Here is a 20,682-nt window from a genome sequence, read left to right on the forward strand (position 1 = left end):
TATCCCTCTGCGGAGACGGTCTGGATTGCCTCGCTACGCTCGCTATGACGGTGATCGCGGCAAGTATTCCCAAAACGGCTTAAGGCCATGCACGGCGCGAGTGCGTCCCACCTTGCTCTCGCCGCAGAGCCAAGGCTAACGTCGCCCGCTTTCAATCGCCTGGACTTGAATTGATGACACGTATCGCCGTCGGCGGCTTCCTGCACGAGACCAACACCTTCGCTCCGACGAAGGCGACTTTCGCGGACTTCCAGCATGGCGGCGGCTGGCCGGCGATGACTGAGGGCGCCGACGTGCTGAAGGTGATGCGGGCCATCAATGTCGGCCTCGCCGGTTTCGTCGACAGTGCCGAAGCCGATGGCTGGGAACTCATCCCGACGATCGCCTGCGGGGCCAGCCCGTCGGCGCATGTCACCAGGGACGCCTTCGAGCGCATCGTCAAGGTCATGGTCGACGGGATCGCCGCCGCCGGCCCGATCGACGCCGTCTATCTCGACCTGCACGGCGCCATGGTCACCGAGCATCTCGACGACGGCGAAGGCGAGATCCTGGCGCGCGTGCGCCGCGTCATCGGCAAGGATGTTCCGCTGGTCGCAAGCCTCGACCTGCACGCCAACGTCACGCCCGAGATGATGGAGCATGCGGACGCGCTGATCGCCTACCGCACCTATCCCCATGTCGACATGGCCGAGACCGGCCGCGCCTCCGCGCGACATCTCGCATTGCTCCTGAAGACAAGGCAGCGCTTTGCAAAAACGTTCCGGCAACTGCCGTTCCTGATCCCGATCAGCTGGCAATGCACCAACGACCACCCCACCAAGGGCATCTACCAGAAGCTCGCCGCACTGGAGGGCGATGCGGTTCCGACGCTCTCCTTCGCGCCCGGCTTCCCCGCGGCCGACTTCCGCGACTGCGGGCCGAGTGTGTTCGCCTATGGCAGGACCCAAGCCGACGCCGACCGCGCGGCGGATGCGATCGTCAAGCTGATCGAAAGCCACGAGGACGATTTCGACGGCAAGATCTGGTCGCCCGACGAAGGCGTGCGCCACGCCATGGAGCTTTGCAAGAGCGCGAGTAAGCCGATCATCATCGCCGACACCCAGGACAATCCCGGCGCCGGCGGCGATTCCGACACCACCGGCATGCTGCGCGCGCTCGTGCGCAACAAGGCCAGCGCCGCGACCGGCGTGATCTACGATCCCGCCTCGGCCAAGGCCGCACACGCGGCCGGCGTCGGCGCCACCGTGACGCTGTCGCTCGGCGGCAAGTCCGGCATTCCCGGCGATGAGCCCTATCGCGAGACCTTCGTCGTCGAAAAGCTGTCCGACGGCCGCTTCGTCGCGCCCGGCCCTTACTACGGCGGCCGCGAGATGGAGATGGGTCCGTCCGCGGCCTTGCGCATCGGCGATGTCCGCGTCGTCGTGAGTTCGCACAAGGCGCAGCTCGCCGACCAGGCGATGTACCGCTATGTCGGCATCGAGCCGACGCAACAGAAGATTTTGGTCAACAAGAGCTCGGTGCACTTCCGCGCCGATTTCGAGCCGATCGCGGAAAAGCTGATGATCTGCGCTGCGCCCGGCGCGATGCCGGCCGACACCGCCACGCTGCCCTGGACGCGGCTGCGTCCGGGCATCCGCATCAAGCCGAACGGCCCCGTTTTCAATCCCCCTTCACGCTAACCGGACAGGAACACATGCCCACGATCGAGCGTATCGACGGCTATGCCGACGAACTCACCGCCATTCGCCGCGACATCCACGCCCATCCCGAGATCGGCTTCGAGGAAGTGCGCACCTCCGGCATCGTCGCCGACAAGCTGAAGAGCTGGGGCATCGAGGTGCATCGCGGTCTCGGCGGCACCGGCGTGATCGGCGTCATCAAAGGCAAAGGTTCGGGCGGCAAGCGCATCGGCCTTCGCGCCGACATGGACGCGCTGCCGATGGAAGAGAACACCAATCTGAAATGGAGCTCGAAAATCCCCGGCCGCTTCCACGGCTGCGGCCATGACGGCCACACCACCATGCTGCTCGGCACCGCGCGCTACCTCGCCGAGACCAGGAACTTCGACGGCACCGTGCACCTGATCTTCCAGCCGGCCGAGGAAGGCCTCGGCGGCGCCCGCGCCATGATCAAGGACGGCCTGTTCGAGAAATTTCCCTGCGACGAGCTCTACGGCCTGCACAACGCGCCCGACCTCAACCACGGCGAGATCGCGATCCTGCCCGGCCCCGCGATGGCCAGCGCCGACTTCTTCGACCTCCGCATCACCGGCTATGGCGCGCATGGCGCGATGCCCGAGCGCTCCAAGGACGCTGTGATCATCGCGACGACGCTGGCGCAGGCGATCCAGACCATCGTCAGCCGCAACGTCGAGCCGCTGCAGGCCGCCGTCGTCTCGATCACGCAGATTCACGCCGGTTCCGCCTACAACGTCATTCCCGGCGACGCGCATCTTTGCGGCACCATCCGCACCTTCTCGAAGGAAGTCCGCACCCTGATCAGCGAGCGCATTCGCACGATCAGCGCCGGCATTGCGAGCGCCTATCAGTGCGTGATCGACGTCGACATCCGCGACACTTTCGATGTGCTGGTCAACCAGGTCGAGCAGTCCAAGGTGGTCGAGGAGGTCGCGCGCACGATCGTCAACCCCGCCAACGTGATCACCCGCGCCCAGCCGAAGATGGGCAGCGAGGATTTCGCCGACATGCTGCAGACCATTCCCGGCGCCTATTTCTGGGTCGGCCATGACGGCTCGGTGCCCGTGCACAACCCCGGTTTCGTGCTCGACGACAAGATCCTGCCGATCGGCGCCAGCATGTTCGCCCGGATCATCGAGACCCGGATGCCGGTGGGTGCCAATGCATAAAAAGGGCGTCGAAGAGGCGGTCACCTCGCTGCATGATCTGTCAGCGGTCGATCTGATCGCGGGCTATCGCGCCAAGCAGTTCTCGCCGAGCGAGGTGCTGGAGGACGTGCTCGCCCACGTCGCTGCGTGGGAGCCGCACCTGAAAGCGCTCTATGCATTCGATCCCGACGGCGCGCGCGAGGCCGCAATGGCCTCGACGGCGCGCTGGTCCGGGGGCGAGCCCTCCGGCGCGCTCGACGGCGTGCCTGTCACGGTGAAGGACAACATCGCGACCAAGGGCGTGCCGGTGCCGCTCGGCGCCGCCAGCGTCAAGCTGGTCCCGGCCGAGAAGGATGCTCCGCCTGCCGCGCGGCTGCGTGAGGCCGGTGCGGTCATCTTCGCAAAAACCACCATGCCCGATTACGGCATGCTGTCCTCGGGCCTCTCTTCGTTCCATGCGCTCGCGCGTAATCCCTGGGACCTCTCCAAGAATCCCGGCGGCTCCAGCGCAGGCGCGGGCGCCGCGGCGGCGGCCGGCTACGGCCCGCTGCATCTCGGCACCGATATCGGCGGCTCGGTTCGCCTGCCCGCGGGCTGGTGCGGCCTCGTCGGATTGAAGCCGAGCTTTGGCCGCGTGCCGATCGACCCCGCTTATGTCGGCCGCGTCGCCGGCCCGATGACCCGCACGGTCGACGATTGCGCGCTGATGATGAGCGTGATCGCAAAGCCCGACCGGCGCGACGGCACCAGCCTGCCCGCAGAGCCGCTCAACTGGAAGGGGCTGGAGAAGTCCCCGCGCAAACTTCGCATCGGTCTGATGCTCGATCCCGGCGTCGGCCTGGCGCTGGAGAAGCCGGTGCGCGAGGTCGCGGTGAAGGCTGCGAAAGCGTTCGAATCCGCCGGCGCGGTCGTGACCGAAGTCGACGGCATCCTCACGCGCGAAATGCTCGACGGCCTCGACAATTTCTGGCGCGCGCGGATGTGGGATGATCTCTCCAAGCTGACGCCGGAAGATCAAGCGAAGGTGCTGCCCTACATCTTCAAATGGGGCGAGTCCGGCGCCAGGCTCTCCGGCATCGACGTCATCCGCGGCTTCAACCAGACGATGGCGATCCGCGCCGCCGCAGGAAAGCTGTTCTGCGAGCTCGACTATGTGATCTCGCCGACCGCGCCGAACGTGAACTACCCGGCCGATTGGGCTTCGCCCACCAATGACCCCATGAAGCCGTTCGAGCACATCGCCTATACCGTGCCGTGGAATATGTCCGAGAACCCTGCCCTGTCCATCAACGGCGGCTTCGACGCCAAGGGCTTTCCCATCGGCGTGCAGATCGTCGGCCGCCGCTTCGACGATATCGGCGTGCTCGGCATGGCCAAGGCCTTTGAGGGCTTGCGCGGTCCGCAGCGGCCCTGGCCGCGCCCGCCGGCGAAGTAGCGACTAAGCACAAGTCGTCATGCGCGGGCTCGACTCGCGCATCCATCCCTCGTCAAAAAAGATGGATTGCCGGGTCAAGCCCGGCAATACACAATCGATTCAAGAATGACAGGGAAGGAAATCACCATGGCGTATGAGACGATCAAATACGAGGTCGCCGAACAGATCCTCACCATCACCCTGAACCGACCCGACAAGCTCAACGCCTTCAACGCGCAGATGCAAGCAGAGCTGATCGACGCGTTCGACGCCGCCGATAAGGACGACAACGTCCGCGCCATCATCGTCACCGGCGCCGGCCGCGGTTTTTGCGCGGGCGCGGACCTCTCCTCCGGCGCCGACACGTTCGATCGCGACGCGCGGCGCGGGCCGGTCAAGCGCTTCGCCGACGGCAAGGTCGACTACAGCGATCCGCAGGTGCGCGACGGCGGCGGCCAGGTGACGCTGCGTATCTTCAAATGCCTCAAGCCGGTGATTGCCGCAGTGAATGGTCCCGCCGTCGGCATCGGCGTCACCATGCAGCTCGCGATGGACATCCGCATCGCGTCGGACGCCGCACGCTTCGGCTTCGTGTTCTCCCAGCGCGGCATCGTGCCTGAGGCGGCATCGAGCTGGTTCCTGCCGCGCATCGTCGGCATCTCGCAGGCCCTGGAATGGTGTTATTCGGGCCGCGTCTTCCCGGCGCAGGAAGCGCTCGCGGGCCGTCTCGTCAGCAAGGTCGTGGCCCCGGATGATCTGCTGCCGACCGCGCGCGCGCTTGCCAAGGAGTTTGCGGCGAAGACAGCGCCGGTGTCAGTGGCGCTGATCCGACAGATGATGTGGCGCATGATGGGCGCCGACGATCCGATGGAAGCCCACAAGGTCGACAGCCGCGGCATCTACGCCCGCGGTCGCTCCGACGATGTGAAGGAAGGCGTGGTTTCGTTCCTGGAGAAGCGGCCGGCGCAGTTCAAGAACAAGGTGTCGAGCGACATGCCGGATTATTTCCCGTGGTGGACGGAGCGGGAGTACAAGTGATGCGAAGCGAAATTCCGGGTCTTGCGCAGCTCTCGTAGGGTGGGCAAAGCGCAGCGTGCCCACCATATCGACATCAGTTGCCGATAGCTGGTGGGCACGGCGCAAGGGCGCCTTTGCCCACCCTACGGCACCGTCACTACGGAACCGTCAATCCATCACCAGCGCGACACGCCCGATCGCCTTGCGGTCGAGCAACAGCCGCATCGCCTTGGCATAATCCTCCAGCGGCAGGCGGTGTGAGACGTTGGGGCGCAGCTTGCCCTCCTCCGCCCATTGCAGCAACGCCTCCAGGCGAACCTCGCCGAGTGCAGGATTTTTCCGGACAGCCTCACCAGCGCGCACGCCGAGCACGCTCGCACCCTTGATCAGCAACAGATTGGTCTTGGCCGAGCCGATGCCGCCGGTAAAACCGATCACCAGCAGCCGCGCGCCCCAGGCGATGCAACGCATCGAGTCTTCAAAAACCTGGCCGCCGACCGGATCGAACACGACGTCCGCGCCGCGGCCGTCGGTGAGGCGCTTGACGGCGTCGCGAAACGGTTCGCGATCGTAGCGCACGAGATGATCGGCGCCGCGCGATTTCGCAACGGCGAGCTTCCCGTCGCTGGAGGCGGTCGCGATCACGGTCGCGCCCAGCATCTTGCCGATCTCGACGGCAGCAAGTCCGACGCCGCCGCCGGCGCCGTGCACCAGCAGCACCTCGCCCGGCTCGACCCGGCCGCGATCGATCAGGGCGTGATAGGCGGTGCCGTGGCCGGCGAGATAGGTCGCGGCCTCCGCGTAGTCGAAAGTCGACGGCATCGGCGTGAGCTGCGACGGCGCGACGATGGCTTCGTCGGTGAAGGCACCATGGCGCATCTTGACGATGACCTTGTCGCCGACGGCAACGCCCCCCACCTCCGCGCCCACTTCGGTGACGTCGCCCGCCGCCTCCATGCCCGGCGTGAACGGCAGCTCCGGCTTGAGCTGGTACTCGCCGGCGGCCATCAGCACGTCAGGAAAATTCAGCCCGGCAGCCCGGATCGCAACGCGCACCTCGCCCGGCTTCAGCGCGCGCGACGGAAACGCTTCCAGCCGCAACGTCTCGGGCGCGCCGAGCGCGCGGCAGACGACTGCCCGCACCATCAGGCCGCGCTCGCTTTGCGGCGCAGGATCGCCTCGCGGATCAGCGGCAGACGATCATTGCCGAAATACATGTCGGTCTTGCCGACGAAGATCGTCGGCGAGCCGAAGCCGCCGCGCGCGACGACCTCCTCGGTGTTGGCCTTGAGCTGATCCTTGATCCCCTGCTCCGAGATGCCGGCAAAGAATTTTGGCTCGTCGACGCCGACCTTCCGGCAAATCCCGGCGAGCACTGCGTCCTGCGAGATGTCTTGATCGTCACCCCAATAGGCCTCGAACAATGCGGTCGCGAACGGCACCATGTCCTTGCCGAGCCAGATGCAGCCGCGCATCGCCTTCACGCTGTTCACCGGAAACACCGTCGGCGGCATCTTGATCGACAGGCCGGCCGATCGCGACCAATCGGCGAGGTCCTTCTTCATGTAGCGCGCCTTCAGCGGCACCGGCGTCTCCCGCTGCGCGTAGACGCTCGGGTTGACCGTGTTGAAGATGCCGCCGACCAGGATCGGCCGCCAAGTGATTTCGGCGCCGAGCTCCCTGGCCAGCGGCTGGATGTTGTGGAAGGCGAGATAGGTCCAGGGGCTGGAACAGTCGAAGAAGAATTCGATCATGGTGTCTCCCTTGTTTGTTTTGCTCTCTCTGTCATTGCGAGCGAAGCGAAGCAATCCGGACTGTCACCGCGGAAAGACCCTGGATTGCTTCGCTTCGCTCGCAATGACGGAGGAGCGATCAGTACCTATTTCTTTCCCAACAGCTCCTTAGCCTTCTGGCCGAACATGATCTTGCGTGATTCCTCGTCGAACGGCTCTTTCACGAACTTGCCGATTGCAAGCCCCGCCTGCACCTGCGGCCTCGCGCGCACCTCGGCATACCAGCGCTTCACGTTCGGATAGTCGTCCAGCGTAAAGCCCTGCGCCTTGTGGGTCATGGTCCAGGGGAAGCAGGCGATGTCGGCGATGGAATAGTCTCCGGCGACAAAGGCGCCGGTCCTGGCCAACTGACGGTCGAGCACGCCATAAAGCCGCGCGGCCTCGTCGCGGTAGCGATCGATCGCGTAAGGAATCTTCTCCGCCGCATAGAGCGCGAAATGGCCGTGCTGGCCGAGCATGGGCCCGAGGCCGGCCATCTGCCACATCACCCATTGAATGGTGGTGGAGCGGCCGCGCAGTTCCGTGGGCAGGAAGCGGCCGGTCTTCTCCGCGAGATAAATCAGGATCGCGCCGGTCTCGAACGCGGAGAACGGTGCGCCGCCATCGGCAGGATCGTGATCGACGAGAGCTGGAATGCGGTTGTTCGGGGAGATCGCGAGAAACTCAGGGGCGAACTGCTCGCCGGCGCGGATGTTGACGGGCTTCACCGTGTAGGGCAGCCCGAGTTCCTCCAGCATGATCGAGATTTTCCAGCCGTTCGGCGTCGGCGCGTAATAGAGGTCGATCATGACCTTTCCTTTTGGCCCTTCCTTTGGCCTTCCCTGTCATCGCCGCTGGAATAGAGAGCGACTTTTGTTGTTCTGTACCTCGACGTTAAGACATGGCAGACAGTGGCGCAACACAACCTGCCGGGAGGGCCGCCATGCTGTTTCCAACCACGATCGCCGGCTCCTTGCCGAAGCCGGAATGGCTCGCCGAGCCCAACATGCTGTGGGCGCCCTGGAAGTCGCAGGGAGCGGAGCTTCTTCGCGCCAAGCGTGACGCGACCATGCTCGCCGTCAAGGTGCAGGAGGACGCCGGCATCGACATCGTCACCGAGGGCGAGCAGGCCCGCCAGCATTTCGTGCATGGCTTCCTGGAGAAGATCGAGGGCATCGACTTCGCCCACAAGGTCGAGATGGGCATCCGCAAGGATCGCTACAAGGCGATGGTGCCGCAGGTAGTCGCCCCGCTGCGGCTGAAAGGCCGCGTTCATGCCGACGAGGCTCGCGTCGCGCGCGCGCATACCAGGAAGAAGCTCAAGTTCACCCTGCCCGGCCCGATGACAATCATCGACACCATCGCGGATCGCTACTATGGCGATCGCGTCAAGATGGCCTTTGCCTTCGCCGAGCTGTTGAACGAGGAGGCCAAGGCGCTCCAGGCCGACGGCGTCGACCTCGTGCAGTTCGACGAGCCCGCCTTCAACGTCTACATGGACGAGGTCAACGACTGGGGCATCAAGGCGCTCGAGCGTGCCGCGCAGGGCCTGACCTGCGCCACTGCCGTGCACATCTGCTACGGCTACGGCATCAAGGCCAATACCGACTGGAAGGAGACGCTCGGCGCGCAGTGGCGGCAGTACGAGCAGATCTTTCCGGCGATCGACGCCAGCCCGATCCAGCAGGTCGCGATCGAGTGCCGCAATTCGAAGGTGCCGCTCGACCTGCTCGCGCTGCTCAAGACCAAGATCGTGCAGGCCGGCGTGATCGACGTCGCCAGCGACACGGTCGAGACCGCCGATGACGTTGTCAAGGTGATCGACGCGGTGTCGAAATTCGTCCCCAAGAGCAACATCATCGCCACCACCAATTGCGGCATGGCGCCGATGCGGCGGGAGATCGCCGAAGCCAAGCTGATGGCGCTCGGTGCCGGCGCCGCGCTTGCGCGCGAGAAGCTAGGATGATCACGACGCGCTTGTTTTAGTCCAACGCCGTCGGATGCAGCACGGGACGGTAGCCGGCGTGGAGCGCGCGCAGCGTTGAGGGCGGCGTCAGCAGCTGGACGTCGCCGAGTTGACGCGCGCCCTTGATATAACCCGCCGGCGACCACGGCAGGGCGCTCCCCTGCATCACCAGAAAGCTCGCCTCGCCCTGCTGCACCATTGCGCCGTCGGGCAATTCTGCGAGGGGCGCCGGCAGTGGGTGCAGCCGCTTGCGACCGCGATCGAGACGCTCCCGGTGCAGCTGAGCATCCATCGCCTTCGCGCTGATGCCGCTTGCACCATTTCCTGCCTCCCAAGCCGCACGAAATCGTTTGGCATCGTCGCGGCGGCAGAAGAAGCAGGGACGGTGGCCTGCGGCAAAGGCGGTGGCCTCGTCGAGAAAGAACAGCTCGGTCCAGCTCCGCCGCGCCATCACCGGCCGCCGCCAGCCGCGGAATTCGCAAAGGCACGTGATCCAGGCCGGCGACGACCAGCGCTTCTTCAGCAGCGTCCTGGTCGCGGGATCATGAATGATGCCGCGATTGCCGGTGAACAGGCCGCGGTGCGGCGTTGAGATGATGTCGCCGGTCGGCGTGACGCGGTTTTGCAGGGGCATGGCTGCCTCCACCCGTCATTGCGAGGAGCGAAGCGACGAGGCAATCCAGACTATGTCCGCGGATACATTTCTGGATTGATTCGCTTCGCTCGCAATGACGGTGATCGTCACGCCGCGCCGTCGCGAAGCGGCGGGTGGTAGGACAGCGCGGTGTCCCAGGGGAAGAATATCCAGGTGTCCTGCGAGACTTCCGTGATGAAGGTGTCGACCAGCGGGCGTCCCTTCGGCTTGGCGTAGACGGTGGCGAAATGCGCATCCGGCAGCATCTGGCGCACCAGCCTGCCGGTCTTGCCGGTGTCAACGAGATCGTCGACGATCAGCAGCCCCTTGCCGGTGCCGCCGCCGAGCTTCATCGCCGATTCGGAAATACCCTTGAGGACCTGCAGCTCGCCCTGCTTGTCATGATCGTAGCTGGCGATGCAGACGGTGTCGATCACGCGGACGCCCAGCTCGCGCGCCACGATCGCGGCCGGCACCAGGCCGCCGCGCGTGATCGCGATCACCGCGTGGAACGGGCCGACCTCGTTGAGCCGCCAGGTCAGCGCGCGGCAATCCCGGTGGAACTGATCCCACGAAACCGGGAAAGCCTTGCCGGCCCGCTCCTGTGCACTCAGTTCCGGTGCTTCACCAGCCATTGTCTTCTCTCCTGCTTCGTCTGCCGGCAAGCCGGGGGCTCTAGCGGGTGATGTTCAATCCCGCCAGCATTTCCTTCACCGCGGCCATCGCTGCCGCCAGCTTGCCCGCATCGCGCGAACGCACAACAAGGTTGGTGTTCGGCTTCTGCTCCTCGTCCATGAAGGGATAGCTGCCGATGATGGTGTCGGGATGTTCGGCGGCGATCGCCCGCAGCGGGCTGCCGATGTCGCCTTCCCGCGCGTTGGCCCGGACCGATTCGGAGAGCATGCGCACGCCCGATTTCAGCTTGGGCGAGACGATGTCCATCATCGCCTGCATGATCGAGGGCACGCCGGCCATGACGATGACGTTGCCGATCTTGAAGCCGGGCGCGAGGATGGTGGCGCTCTGGATCAGCTCGGCACCGTCGGGGATGCGGGCCATGCGCAGACGGGCCTCGTTGAGGTCCTGCTCGCTCCAGCGCTCGCGGAAGCGGGCGACCACCTCCGGGTGATGGTCGATGCCGACGCCGAACGCCTTGGCGACGCTGTCGGCGGTGATGTCGTCATGGGTCGGCCCGATGCCGCCGGTGGTGAAGACATAGGTGTAGCGATGCCGCAGTGCATCCAACGCAGCGATGATGTCCGCCTCATCGTCGGAGACGACCCGGACTTCCTTCAGGTCGATGCCGATATTGGTCAGGTATTCGGCGATGAAGCCGATATTCTTGTCCTTGGTGCGGCCGGACAGGATTTCATCCCCGATGACCAGAATGCCCGCCGTGACGATCTCGCTCATGCCTTAAGTCCCTCGCCTATCGCACCGAATTTGCCGGGGTAACGCGTTGAAGTCACGCGGTTTTGCTGCCGAAATAAGCAGTCCTCAGCCATTTTTTCAGGCAAGCCGCCGGCCATCCCCGGCAAATGCTGCCCGTCTATGCTTATCGCGCTGGCCCGGCCCTTGCTACCACATGAAAGTCATGCACTCTTGCCGCATGGCCAGGACGTTGCGGTCTTCACCAAGGCCTGGCGACCTGTCGAATGGCGCAACGCCTTGCGGAGACAAGTCGGGATCTATGGCAGTCGCGTTTGACGAAATGAACATTCCCGGCGGGGACCTTCGCCCCGCCTATCAGGAGCTGGCGCGCTGGCTCAAGGAGACGCCTCCCGAGGCGCTCGAATACCGTCGCCAGGAGGCCGAGCTCCTGTTTCGCCGCATCGGCATCACCTTTGCCGTCTATGGCGATTCCGAATCCACCGAGCGCCTGATTCCGTTCGACGTGATCCCCCGGATCATGTCCGGCAAGGAATGGGCGCTGCTGGAGAAGGGCCTGAAGCAGCGCGTGCGCGCGCTCAACATGTTCCTGCGCGACATCTATCATGGCCGCGACATCCTGCGCGCCGAGATCGTCCCCGACGATCTGATCTTCCAGAACCCGGTCTTCCGCCCCGAGATGAACGGCCAGCAGGTGCCGCACGACGTCTACGTGCACATCGCCGGCATCGACATCGTCCGGGTCGATGCCGAGGACTTCATCGTGCTGGAGGACAATGCGCGCACGCCGTCGGGCGTGTCCTACATGCTGGAAAACCGCGAAATCATGATGCGGCTGTTTCCGGACCTGTTCGCCCGCCACAGGGTGGCGCCGGTCGAGCGCTATCCGGACGAGCTGCTGTCCGCCTTGCGCTCGGTCGCGCCGCAGGGTGCCTCGGGCGAGCCGACTGTCGCCCTGCTCACGCCGGGCGTCTACAACTCGGCCTATTACGAGCACTCATTCCTCGCCGACAAGCTCGGCATCGAGCTGGTCGAGGGCCGCGACCTCATCGTCAAGAACAACGAAGTGTTCATGCGGACGACCGAGGGGGTGAAACGGGTCGACGTGATCTACCGCCGCGTCGACGACGACTATCTCGATCCCCTCACCTTCCGCCCCGATTCCGCGCTCGGCGTGCCCGGACTGATGTCGGCCTATGCGGCCGGCAACATCACGCTCGCCAACGCGGTCGGCACCGGCATCGCCGACGACAAGGCGATCTACTCCTACATGCCGGACATCGTGAAATTCTACCTCGGCGAGGAGCCTATCCTGAAGAACGTGCCGACCTGGCGCTGCCGCGAGCCGAAGGACCTCGCCTACGTGCTGGATCATTTGAGCGAACTCGTCGTGAAGGAAGTGCACGGCTCCGGCGGCTACGGCATGCTGATCGGCCCTGCCGCGACCAAAGCGACGATCGAAGCCTTTCGCGAGAAGCTCAAGCGCGAGCCGGAAGGCTTTATCGCGCAGCCGACGCTGGCGCTCTCGACCTGCCCGACCTGCACCGCAAGCGGCCTCGCCCCGCGCCACGTCGATTTGCGGCCCTTCGTTCTGACCGGCAGCAAGCACACCACCATCGTGCCGGGCGGACTGACACGCGTCGCGCTGAAGGAAGGCTCCCTGGTGGTGAATTCGAGCCAGGGCGGCGGCACCAAAGACACCTGGATCCTGGACGAGTAGTCAGATGCTGTCGCGTACCGCCGAAAACCTGTACTGGCTCGCCCGCTACGTCGAACGGGCCGAGTATCTCGCGCGCACCATCGATGCGACGCTGCGCGTCACCGCGCTTCCCGCCGCCTATATCGGCAAGACCAACGAATGGGACTCGGCGCTGCTCACCGCCGGCGTCGCCGCCAGCTTCTATCAGACCTACGAGGAAGCCAACGAGCACAACGTCGTCGAATACCTGTCGTTCTCGCCGAACAACCCGTCCTCGATCCGCAATTGCATCGAGGCGGCGCGGCTGAACTCGCGCTCGGTGCGCACCGCACTCACCAGCGAGATGTGGGACACCATCAACTCGGCCTGGATCGAGCTCCAGGAGGTCTGGAACAAGGGCACCTCGACGCGCGAGGACCTCGCCAAATTCCTGCGCTTCGTGCAGGAGACATCGCTGCGCTTCGACGGCTCGGCCTACCGGACCATGCTGCGCAACGACGCCTACTGGTTCTCGCGGATGGGCGTGCACCTGGAGCGTGCCGACAACACCGCGCGCATTCTCGATGTGAAGTATCACGTGCTGCTGCCCGAGGAGGAGCATGTCGGCGGTCCGCTCGACTTCTACCAGTGGACCTCGATCCTGCGCTCGGTCTCGGCGCTGACGGCCTATCACTGGGTCTATCGCGAGACGCTGAAACCCTGGCTGATCGCGGACCTGCTCATCCTCAACGACACGCTGCCGCGCTCGCTGGCGAGCTGCTACGGCAATCTCGTGCGCAATCTCGACCAGATCGGCGTCGCCTATGGCCGCCAGGGCCCGGCCCAGCGCCATGCCCGCGGCATCCGCAACCGGCTGGAACACAGCAATATGAACGACATTTTCCAGCATGGCGTGCATGAATTCATTCAGGAATTCATCTCGGACAATTCCAGGCTGGGCGAAATCATCACGAAGCAGTATTTGATCTGATACTGCGTCATCCGGGGCGCCCGCAGGGCCAGCCCGGAAGCGACGACGCAAGAACAACGGTCCCCCCATGCGCCTGCGAATCCTGCACACCACGACCTATCGCTACGAGCCGCCGGCCACCAGCGTGATCCAGATCCTGCGCATGACGCCCGGCAGCCATGACGGGCAATATGTGGCGGAGTGGCAGATCGACGTCTCGACCGACACCAAGCTCGACACCCACGAGGACGCGTTCGGCAACGTCACCCACGTGCTGTCCTGCGGACCGGTCGGCGACATCCAGATCACCGCCGAGGGCCTGATCGAGACCCACGACACCGGCGGCGTCCTGCGCGGCGCCGATGAACGCTTTCCGCCCGGCATGTTCTTGCGCGCCACCGACCTCACCACGGTCAATCCGGCGATGCATGCGGTTGCGCGCCAGTTGCGCAGCGAGGCCGAAAGCGACACGCTCGGCTTCCTGCACACGCTGATGACGCAAATCAGCGATCACATGACCTTCGACGAGGACCCGACCAACAGCGGCACCTCGGCGGCCGAGGCGTTCACGCTCAAGCGCGGCGTCTGCCAGGACTACGCGCATATCTTCATCGCCTGCGCCCGCAGCGGCGGCGTGCCGGCGCGCTTCGTCTCCGGCCACTTCCTGCGCTCGGACGGCACTGTGCATCAGGACGCCGGCCATGCCTGGGCCGAGGCTTACGTCGACGGTCTCGGCTGGGTCGGCTTCGATCCCGCCAACAGCATCTGCGCCACCGACGCCCATGTCCGCGTCGCGATCGGGCTCGATTATCTCGGCGCAGCCCCCGTGCGCGGCACCCGCTATGGCGGCGGCTCGGAGACGCTGTCGGTCGCGGTCAAGGTCGAGCAGGCCGGCCGCGGCGGCCAGTCGCAATCGCAGTCCCAGCGGCAGAGCTGAGCCGAAGCCGCACGCGTGCTATGCTCGCAGGGTCAGACCAGACCTGCGAGGCACCCAATGGCGACCGTGAAGCTGCTTTCGGACGATGAACTATCCAGCGAGGCCCGCGCCGTCTTCGACGATATCCGAAAAGTGCGGAAGTCGGATTTCGTCAACAATTTCTGGCGCGCGCTGGCGCATGATCCGAAGACGCTGCGGCGGACCTGGGAGAGCATCAAGGAGGTGATGGGTCCGGGCGCGCTCGATCCCAAGGTCAAGGAGATGGTCTATGTCGCGGTATCGATCGCGCATGGCTGCAGTTACTGCATCCACTCCCACACCGCCGGCGCACGGGCCAAGGGCATGACCGAGGCCGAATACGGCGAGTTGCTCGCCATCGTCGGCATGGCCGCGGAGACCAACCGGCTGGTCACGGCGCTCGGCGTCCCCGTCGATGCGGCGTTTCTCGTCGATGCCGCCGACTGAGGGGAATGACGGCCTGGCCCCAGCGGGATTCGGGGTTGGAGTGGCCCCTGAAATTGGCTAGTAATTCCGCGCAAACGCGTTCGGGGACTGGAAATGACCTATTGTTGCGGAATTCTGGTTCGGGACGGTCTGGTGATGATCGCCGACACCCGCACCAATGCCGGCCTCGACAACGTCTCGACCTTCCGCAAGCTGCACATCTTCACCAAGCCCGGCGACCGCATCATGGCGATCGCCAGCGCCGGCAACCTCGCCATCAGCCAGTCGGTGCTCTCCACGCTGACCGAAGGCCTGGAGGACCCCAACACCGGCGATATCGAGACGCTGATGAACGCGCCAACCATGTTCCAGGCCGCCCAGCGCATCGGCCGGGCGATCCGGGCCGTGCACGCCACCGAAGGCCCGGCGTTGAAATCCGAGGATGTCTCCTTCGACGTCTCCTTCCTGTTCGGCGGCCAGATCAAGGGCGCGCGCATGCGCCTGTTCATGGTCTACACCGCCGGCAATTTCATCGAGTGCACCACCGACACGCCCTATTTGCAGATCGGCGAGCACAAATACGGCAAGCCGGTGCTCGACCGCGCCATGCATTACGACGTCGAGCTCTACGAGGCGCTGAAGACCGGCCTGATCTCGATGGATTCGACGATGCGCTCCAATCTCGGCGTCGGCCTGCCGATCGACGTGCTGGTGGTGCGCGCCGATGCGTGCGATGCCGATCTCAACCATCGCATCGAGGCGGGCGAGCCCTACTTCCACGATTTGCGCTCGCGCTGGTCGGCGGCGCTGCGCGCCGCGCACCAGAACATTCCGCGGCCGCCCTACAAGAACGAAAAAGAACCCAAAACCTGACAAAAGAACTTGAAGAGAGAAAAGGCAGGAAACGATGAGTGAGGCAAAGAAGATCGCAGTGGTGACGGGCGCCGGCACAGGTGTCGGGCGCGCGGCGTCGCTGGCGCTGATGAACACCGGCTTCACCGTGGTGCTGGTCGGGCGCCGCCTCGACATGCTCGAGGAGACCGCCAAGCTCGGGCCCGCCGGCAAGAGCCTGTGTGTCACCGCCGACATGACCAAGCCGGATTCGATCGCCGCGCTGTTTGACAAGGTCAAGGCGACCTATGGCCGGCTCGACGTGCTGTTCAACAATGCCGGCATGGGCGCGCCGGCCGTCAACTTCGAGGACCTCAGCCTCGAGCAGTGGCAGGCGGTGGTGAACACCAACCTCACCGGCCCGTTCCTGTGCACGCAGCACGCCTTCCGCATCATGAAGGACCAGAGCCCGCGCGGCGGCCGCATCATCAACAACGGTTCGATCTCGGCGCATGCGCCGCGACCGTTCTCGGCGGCCTACACCTCGACCAAGCACGCCATTACCGGCCTGACCAAGGCCAGCAACCTCGACGGCCGCATGTACGACATCGCGGTCGGCCAGGTCGACATCGGCAATGCCGCCACCCCGATGACCGACCGCATGGTCAACGGCCCCGGCGTGCTGCAGCCCGACGGCACCACCAAGCACGAGCCGCGCATGGACGCCAAGGCGGTCGGCGATGCCGTCGCCTACATGGCCGGCCTGCCGCTCGACGCCAACGTGCTGACCATGACTGTCATGGCGACCAAGATGCCGTTCGTTGGACGTGGCTAAAGCTAAAATTGCGAAAACAACCCCATGCACAGTAGGCGTCAAGAGGCGCCTGCTGTTGCCTGGCTGCGGGGGTGATGTCGGCTAAGTCCCAGCACAGCCTCCGCAATCGTGAGAGACCGGCGCCCTACTCCAGACTCTCCACCCGCCGCAGGCTGGGAAACAGCCTCATCCAGAGCAGCGCCACGGCGACGGTGCAGACGCCGCCGAGCACGGCGGCCGGCATGGCGCCGAGCAGTGCGGCCGCAACCCCGCTCTCGAACTGGCCGAGCTGGTTGGAGGCGTTGATGAAGAGGAAGTTGACCGCGCCGACGCGGCCGCGCATCTCGTCGGGGGTGGACAATTGCACCAGCGAGAAGCGGATCACGACGCTGATCGTGTCGGCCGCGCCGAGAACGGCGAGCGCGAGCACCGACAGCCACATCCACGACGACAGCGCGAACACGATCGTTGCGAGCCCGAACACGATCACGGCCTGGAACATGCGCAGACCCACGTGCCGCGAGATGGTGTGACGCGCCAGCACCATGGTCATCAGCAGCGCACCGACGGCCGGCGCGGCGCGCAATATCCCAAGGCCCATCGGGCCGGTCTGGAGGATGTCGCGGGCATAGATCGGCAACAGCGCGGTGACGCCGCCGAACAGCACCGCGAACAGATCGAGCGAGATAGTGCCGAGGATCGCCGGATTGCTGCGGATGAAGCGGACGCCGGCGAAGATATTGTCCGCGCCCGCCATATCCTTGGCGACCGCCTGCGGGCGTGGCCGGATGAAGCCGGTCAAAATCATTCCAAAAATCCAGAACAGCACCATCACGGCATAGGCGAGATGCGGCGCGACCGCGTAGGCGAAGCCGCCGAGCGCCGGCCCGGTGATGGTCGCGACCTGGGCCGCGCCGCTGGACACGGCGGTGGCGCGCTGCAGCGATCCCTGCGGCGCGATCAGCGGCAACAGCGCCGCCGTGGTCGGGCTCTCGAACGCGCCGGCAATGCCGAGCACGAAGGTCGCGACGAAAATCTGCACCTCGCCGACCGCGCCGAGATAGGTGATCACGGCCAGATAGAGCGCGGTCGCGGCCTCCACGAACTGGCAGAGCTGGACCACGCGCTTGCGCTCGTAACGGTCCGCGGCGTGGCCGGCGACGAACACCAGCAGTGCAGTCGGTAGGAACTGCACGAGGCCGACCATGCCGAGGTCGAAGGCCGAACCGGTGAGATCGTAGATCTGCCAGCCGATCGCAACCGCCGCGATCTGGCTGGAGAAGCGCGACAGGCTGCGCGAGAGCAGGAAGAACAGGAAGGCGCGATGGGAGAGGAGCGCGCGGGCACTGACCGGCGGATCGGCTGATATTGGCTGCTCTGGCATCGCCGCTTGGATTACCTCTCGGATGACCTCTTGGGTCAACCCTGGACCGTCCGCCCCTGATGTCGACGTGCTCCCCGCGTGACTGAGGCGGACCTGCTTGTCAACAGCAGGACGCCTCCCGCATGTCCCGGCATTGCCTTTGCAACGCAGGCGCGGCCATAATCACCGGGGCTTTGGGGACATCATGCTGCGCTTGCAATCGGCACTCGGCATTTTCGCATTGCTGCTGATCGCGTTCGCGTTGGCAGAAAATCGCCGCGCCGTCTCGCTGCGACAGGCGGCGATCGGTCTCGTCGCGACATTCGTCACGGCGATCGTCCTGCTGAAGGTGCCCGTCGTCGCGCGCGCCTTCGGCGCCATCAACGACGCCGTCGGCGCGATCTCGGCGGCCTCGCGCGCCGGCTCCTCCTTCGTGTTCGGCTATATCGGCGGTGGTCCCCTGCCGTTCGATTTGAAGGTGCCCGGCGCCGATTTCATCCTGGCGTTCCAGGCGCTCCCGATCGTGCTGATCATGAGCGTGCTGACGACGCTGCTGTTCTATTGGCGCGTGCTGCCGCCGGTCGTGCGCGGAATGGCCTGGCTGCTCGAGCGGACGCTCGGCGTCGGCGGCGCGGTCGGGCTGTCGACGGCCGCCAACATCTTCCTCGGCATGGTCGAGGCGCCGCTGTTCGTGCGGCCGTATCTGGCCCAGATGACCCGCAGCGAATTGTTCCTGGTGATGACCGGCGGCATGGCCGGCATCGCAGGCACGGTGCTGGTGCTCTATGCGACCCTGCTTGGCCCGCTCATTCCGGATGCGGCGGCGCACTTCGTCATCGCCTCCGTGCTGGGCGCACCGGCCGCGATCCTCGTCAGCCTGATCATGATCCCAGAGACCTCCGACCGGCGCACCGGCGGCACGCTCGAGGATCCGGAGATGGAAGTTTCGAGCACGATGGACGCGATCGTGAAGGGGACGAGTGCGGGGATCGAGCTGCTGATCAACATCGTCGCGATGCTGCTGGTGCTGGTGGCGCTGGTCTATCTCGTCAACGCCATCCTCGGCCTCTTGCCGAATCTCGGCGGTGCCGCGATCTCGCTGCAACGCCTGCTCGGCCTCGTGATGGCGCCGGTGTGCTGGCTGATGGGGCTGCCCTGGGACCAGGCCGTCAGCGCCGGCAGCCTGATGGGCACCAAGACCGTGCTCAACGAATTGATCGCCTATGTCGACTTCTCGAAGCTGCCGCCGGGCACGCTCGATGCACGCTCGCGCCTGATCATGCTCTACGCGATGTGCGGCTTCGCCAATTTCGCCAGCCTCGGCATCATGATCGGCGGGCTCGGCGTGATGGCGCCGGACCGGCGAGAGGAGATCAACGCGCTGGGATTGAAGTCGATCGTGTCGGGGACGCTGACGACGTGTTTGATGGGGGCGGTGGTGGGGGTGTTGACGTAGCGAAGGGCCCGCAGCCCGCGTGGAGCGCAGCGCAATCCGGGTCCACCTTAGAGACTTTCCCGGATTTCGCCTTGCTCCATCCGGCTGCAAGGGACCCGATTCACATCGGCGGATGCGCTAAACCAAAACTCCGGCCACGGTGCGAAATGCCGTGACCGCGCGATCGATATCGGCATCATCGATATGGCGATGGGTCACACAACGCAAGCGATGCAGACCCCAGGGCCGCGCCTTCAGGCCCGCCTTCTCGAGAGCCGCCGACCACGCGGCGCTGTCGCGTCCGGAGCGAGAGACATCGACCTGCACGATATTCGTTTGCGGGATTGTCGCGCTGAGCTTGGGATGCATCCCGTTCAGCGCATCACTCAGGATTCGCGCACGTCGGTGGTCCTCGCCCAGACGCGCACCCATGACCTGAACCGCCTCCAGACCGGCGGCAGCCAGGATGCCGATCTGGCGCTGCGTGCCTCCCAGCATGCGGCGAAACCTGCGGCTCCGGTCGATCACGGTGCGCGGCCCGGCTAGCACGGCACCTGCAGGTGCGCTCAGGCCCTTCGACAGGCACAGAGAGACCGTATCGCAATGCCTCGCAACCTCGGCCGGCGCCGTTTCAAGCGCGACCGCGGCGTTGAAGAGCCGCGCGCCGTCGAGATGCACCGGGACGCCGCGAGCCGCTGCCATGGCGTGCACAGCCTGCATATGCTCCAGCGGCAGCACGGCGCCGCTCGCATTGTTGTGCGAGGTTTCCATCGCGATAAGGGCGGTCCTGAGCTTGAGCCCTTCACCCTGTATGGCGTCTTCCAGCAAATTCAGGTCCATCGCGCCGTCGGTGCCTGCAATGGCGAGGTAGAACTGCCCTGTAAATGTCGCAGCCCCTCGTTCGGAGGTGTACATATGGGCATTCGCTTCCAACGCGATCTGTTCGCTGCGCTGCGACTGCGCCAGTGTCGCCAACAGATTGGCCATGGTGCAGCTCGGCACAAACAGGCCGGCGTCCTTGCCCAACGCCGCAGCCGCGACGGCCTCCAGCTCCTGCACCGTGGGGTCACCGTCCAGCCCGTCATCGCCGAGCGGCGTCGAGGCCATGCGGGCATACATCGCTGCGGTCGGCTTGGTGACCGTATCGCTGCGCAGGTCGATCGGCGGCAACTC

The 20,682-nt window shown here is 65.3% G+C and carries 20 protein-coding genes; 12 read left to right on the top strand and 8 right to left on the bottom strand.

Annotated elements, in window-relative coordinates:
• Window positions 1-173: 173 nt before the first annotated feature.
• The 4 genes from JQ572_RS23195 to JQ572_RS23210 all read left to right on the top strand — a co-directional run bounded on the left by JQ572_RS23195 (window position 174) and on the right by JQ572_RS23210 (window position 5,297).
• Window positions 174-1,679, top strand: coding sequence for a M81 family metallopeptidase (locus tag JQ572_RS23195; RefSeq protein WP_211385137.1), 1,506 nt, complete (start codon window positions 174-176; stop codon window positions 1,677-1,679).
• A gap of 14 nt (window positions 1,680-1,693) precedes the next feature.
• Window positions 1,694-2,866, top strand: a complete 1,173-nt coding sequence (locus JQ572_RS23200) for a M20 aminoacylase family protein (RefSeq protein WP_211385138.1) — start codon at window positions 1,694-1,696, stop codon at window positions 2,864-2,866.
• On the top strand, window positions 2,859-4,280 hold the full coding sequence (locus JQ572_RS23205; RefSeq protein ID WP_211385384.1) for an amidase: 1,422 nt from the start codon (window positions 2,859-2,861) through the stop codon (window positions 4,278-4,280). The genes JQ572_RS23200 and JQ572_RS23205 overlap by 8 nt, the downstream gene beginning before the upstream one ends.
• Window positions 4,281-4,406: 126 nt before the next feature.
• Window positions 4,407-5,297 (top strand): crotonase/enoyl-CoA hydratase family protein, encoded by an 891-nt coding sequence (locus tag JQ572_RS23210; RefSeq protein WP_015685180.1) that lies wholly within the window; start codon window positions 4,407-4,409, stop codon window positions 5,295-5,297.
• A 147-nt stretch (window positions 5,298-5,444) separates the two neighbouring features.
• Here JQ572_RS23210 and JQ572_RS23215 read toward each other — a convergent pair whose 3' ends face one another.
• The 3 genes from JQ572_RS23215 to JQ572_RS23225 form a co-directional block, all read right to left on the bottom strand.
• The gene (locus JQ572_RS23215) at window positions 5,445-6,422 is read right to left on the bottom strand and encodes an NADPH:quinone oxidoreductase family protein (protein WP_211385139.1); all 978 of its coding nucleotides are present in this window, start codon (window positions 6,420-6,422) and stop codon (window positions 5,445-5,447) included.
• Window positions 6,422-7,030 (bottom strand): 2-hydroxychromene-2-carboxylate isomerase, encoded by a 609-nt coding sequence (locus JQ572_RS23220; RefSeq protein WP_211385140.1) that lies wholly within the window; start codon window positions 7,028-7,030, stop codon window positions 6,422-6,424. Before JQ572_RS23220 ends, JQ572_RS23215 begins: the two co-directional genes overlap by 1 nt.
• A gap of 125 nt (window positions 7,031-7,155) precedes the next feature.
• Entirely contained in the window at window positions 7,156-7,857 is a 702-nt protein-coding gene (locus tag JQ572_RS23225) for a glutathione S-transferase N-terminal domain-containing protein (RefSeq protein WP_211385141.1), read from the bottom strand.
• Between the two features lie 134 nt (window positions 7,858-7,991).
• On the opposite strand from JQ572_RS23225, the gene JQ572_RS23230 reads away from it, so the two are divergent.
• Window positions 7,992-9,014 (top strand): methionine synthase, encoded by a 1,023-nt coding sequence (locus JQ572_RS23230; protein ID WP_211385142.1) that lies wholly within the window; start codon window positions 7,992-7,994, stop codon window positions 9,012-9,014.
• Between the two features lie 16 nt (window positions 9,015-9,030).
• Here the strand turns inward: JQ572_RS23230 and JQ572_RS23235 are convergent, their stop codons facing one another.
• The 3 genes from JQ572_RS23235 to JQ572_RS23245 all read right to left on the bottom strand — a co-directional run bounded on the left by JQ572_RS23235 (window position 9,031) and on the right by JQ572_RS23245 (window position 11,061).
• Window positions 9,031-9,648, bottom strand: coding sequence for a hypothetical protein (locus JQ572_RS23235; protein WP_211385143.1), 618 nt, complete (start codon window positions 9,646-9,648; stop codon window positions 9,031-9,033).
• Window positions 9,649-9,755: 107 nt separating this feature from the next.
• Window positions 9,756-10,283 carry a xanthine phosphoribosyltransferase gene (gpt, locus tag JQ572_RS23240; RefSeq protein WP_211385144.1) on the bottom strand — a complete coding sequence of 176 codons (528 nt, stop codon included), beginning with the start codon at window positions 10,281-10,283 and terminating at the stop codon, window positions 9,756-9,758.
• A gap of 40 nt (window positions 10,284-10,323) precedes the next feature.
• A complete protein-coding gene (locus JQ572_RS23245; protein WP_211385145.1) occupies window positions 10,324-11,061 on the bottom strand; it encodes a competence/damage-inducible protein A in 738 nt (245 codons plus the stop codon).
• A 277-nt stretch (window positions 11,062-11,338) separates the two neighbouring features.
• On the opposite strand from JQ572_RS23245, the gene JQ572_RS23250 reads away from it, so the two are divergent.
• From JQ572_RS23250 to JQ572_RS23275, 6 genes are all read left to right on the top strand, one after another.
• Window positions 11,339-12,757: a circularly permuted type 2 ATP-grasp protein gene (locus tag JQ572_RS23250; RefSeq protein ID WP_211385146.1), complete on the top strand. Its 1,419-nt coding sequence runs from the start codon at window positions 11,339-11,341 to the stop codon at window positions 12,755-12,757.
• Between the two features lie 4 nt (window positions 12,758-12,761).
• Window positions 12,762-13,706: an alpha-E domain-containing protein gene (locus tag JQ572_RS23255; protein ID WP_211385147.1), complete on the top strand. Its 945-nt coding sequence runs from the start codon at window positions 12,762-12,764 to the stop codon at window positions 13,704-13,706.
• A gap of 67 nt (window positions 13,707-13,773) precedes the next feature.
• A complete protein-coding gene (locus JQ572_RS23260; RefSeq protein ID WP_211385148.1) occupies window positions 13,774-14,622 on the top strand; it encodes a transglutaminase family protein in 849 nt (282 codons plus the stop codon).
• A gap of 57 nt (window positions 14,623-14,679) precedes the next feature.
• Window positions 14,680-15,087 carry a carboxymuconolactone decarboxylase family protein gene (locus JQ572_RS23265; RefSeq protein ID WP_211385149.1) on the top strand — a complete coding sequence of 136 codons (408 nt, stop codon included), beginning with the start codon at window positions 14,680-14,682 and terminating at the stop codon, window positions 15,085-15,087.
• A gap of 93 nt (window positions 15,088-15,180) precedes the next feature.
• The gene (locus JQ572_RS23270) at window positions 15,181-15,939 is read left to right on the top strand and encodes a proteasome-type protease (RefSeq protein ID WP_211385150.1); all 759 of its coding nucleotides are present in this window, start codon (window positions 15,181-15,183) and stop codon (window positions 15,937-15,939) included.
• A 34-nt stretch (window positions 15,940-15,973) separates the two neighbouring features.
• Window positions 15,974-16,732, top strand: coding sequence for an SDR family oxidoreductase (locus JQ572_RS23275; protein ID WP_211385151.1), 759 nt, complete (start codon window positions 15,974-15,976; stop codon window positions 16,730-16,732).
• A gap of 124 nt (window positions 16,733-16,856) precedes the next feature.
• Here JQ572_RS23275 and JQ572_RS23280 read toward each other — a convergent pair whose 3' ends face one another.
• Window positions 16,857-18,095 (bottom strand): MFS transporter, encoded by a 1,239-nt coding sequence (locus JQ572_RS23280; protein ID WP_211385152.1) that lies wholly within the window; start codon window positions 18,093-18,095, stop codon window positions 16,857-16,859.
• 184 nt (window positions 18,096-18,279) lie between these two features.
• Between JQ572_RS23280 and JQ572_RS23285 the strand changes: the two genes are divergently transcribed.
• Complete coding sequence (locus JQ572_RS23285; RefSeq protein WP_211385153.1) at window positions 18,280-19,530, top strand: NupC/NupG family nucleoside CNT transporter; 1,251 nt, start codon at window positions 18,280-18,282, stop codon at window positions 19,528-19,530.
• A gap of 117 nt (window positions 19,531-19,647) precedes the next feature.
• Here the strand turns inward: JQ572_RS23285 and JQ572_RS23290 are convergent, their stop codons facing one another.
• A complete protein-coding gene (locus tag JQ572_RS23290) occupies window positions 19,648-20,679 on the bottom strand; it encodes a threonine aldolase family protein (RefSeq protein ID WP_306235728.1) in 1,032 nt (343 codons plus the stop codon).
• Window positions 20,680-20,682: the final 3 nt, after the last annotated feature.

The organism is Bradyrhizobium sp. SZCCT0153, from assembly GCF_018129995.1.
GTDB classification, from domain to species: Bacteria; Pseudomonadota; Alphaproteobacteria; order Rhizobiales; family Xanthobacteraceae; genus Bradyrhizobium; species Bradyrhizobium japonicum_G.

Excerpts from the sequence above, each read along its gene's own strand:
- JQ572_RS23220 (WP_211385140.1), bottom strand. The coding sequence starts at position 7,030 with ATGATCGAATTCTTCTTCGACTGTTCCAGCCCCTGGACCTATCTCGCC.
- JQ572_RS23245 (WP_211385145.1), bottom strand. The coding sequence starts at position 11,061 with ATGAGCGAGATCGTCACGGCGGGCATTCTGGTCATCGGGGATGAAATC.
- JQ572_RS23275 (WP_211385151.1), top strand. The coding sequence starts at position 15,974 with ATGAGTGAGGCAAAGAAGATCGCAGTGGTGACGGGCGCCGGCACAGGT.
- JQ572_RS23215 (WP_211385139.1), bottom strand. The coding sequence starts at position 6,422 with ATGGTGCGGGCAGTCGTCTGCCGCGCGCTCGGCGCGCCCGAGACGTTG.
- JQ572_RS23285 (WP_211385153.1), top strand. The coding sequence starts at position 18,280 with ATGCTGCGCTTGCAATCGGCACTCGGCATTTTCGCATTGCTGCTGATC.
- JQ572_RS23200 (WP_211385138.1), top strand. The coding sequence starts at position 1,694 with ATGCCCACGATCGAGCGTATCGACGGCTATGCCGACGAACTCACCGCC.
- JQ572_RS23235 (WP_211385143.1), bottom strand. The coding sequence starts at position 9,648 with ATGCCCCTGCAAAACCGCGTCACGCCGACCGGCGACATCATCTCAACG.
- gpt (WP_211385144.1), bottom strand. The coding sequence starts at position 10,283 with ATGGCTGGTGAAGCACCGGAACTGAGTGCACAGGAGCGGGCCGGCAAG.
- JQ572_RS23225 (WP_211385141.1), bottom strand. The coding sequence starts at position 7,857 with ATGATCGACCTCTATTACGCGCCGACGCCGAACGGCTGGAAAATCTCG.
- JQ572_RS23230 (WP_211385142.1), top strand. The coding sequence starts at position 7,992 with ATGCTGTTTCCAACCACGATCGCCGGCTCCTTGCCGAAGCCGGAATGG.
- JQ572_RS23270 (WP_211385150.1), top strand. The coding sequence starts at position 15,181 with ATGACCTATTGTTGCGGAATTCTGGTTCGGGACGGTCTGGTGATGATC.
- JQ572_RS23250 (WP_211385146.1), top strand. The coding sequence starts at position 11,339 with ATGGCAGTCGCGTTTGACGAAATGAACATTCCCGGCGGGGACCTTCGC.
- JQ572_RS23255 (WP_211385147.1), top strand. The coding sequence starts at position 12,762 with ATGCTGTCGCGTACCGCCGAAAACCTGTACTGGCTCGCCCGCTACGTC.
- JQ572_RS23280 (WP_211385152.1), bottom strand. The coding sequence starts at position 18,095 with ATGCCAGAGCAGCCAATATCAGCCGATCCGCCGGTCAGTGCCCGCGCG.
- JQ572_RS23210 (WP_015685180.1), top strand. The coding sequence starts at position 4,407 with ATGGCGTATGAGACGATCAAATACGAGGTCGCCGAACAGATCCTCACC.
- JQ572_RS23195 (WP_211385137.1), top strand. The coding sequence starts at position 174 with ATGACACGTATCGCCGTCGGCGGCTTCCTGCACGAGACCAACACCTTC.
- JQ572_RS23260 (WP_211385148.1), top strand. The coding sequence starts at position 13,774 with ATGCGCCTGCGAATCCTGCACACCACGACCTATCGCTACGAGCCGCCG.
- JQ572_RS23205 (WP_211385384.1), top strand. The coding sequence starts at position 2,859 with ATGCATAAAAAGGGCGTCGAAGAGGCGGTCACCTCGCTGCATGATCTG.
- JQ572_RS23265 (WP_211385149.1), top strand. The coding sequence starts at position 14,680 with ATGGCGACCGTGAAGCTGCTTTCGGACGATGAACTATCCAGCGAGGCC.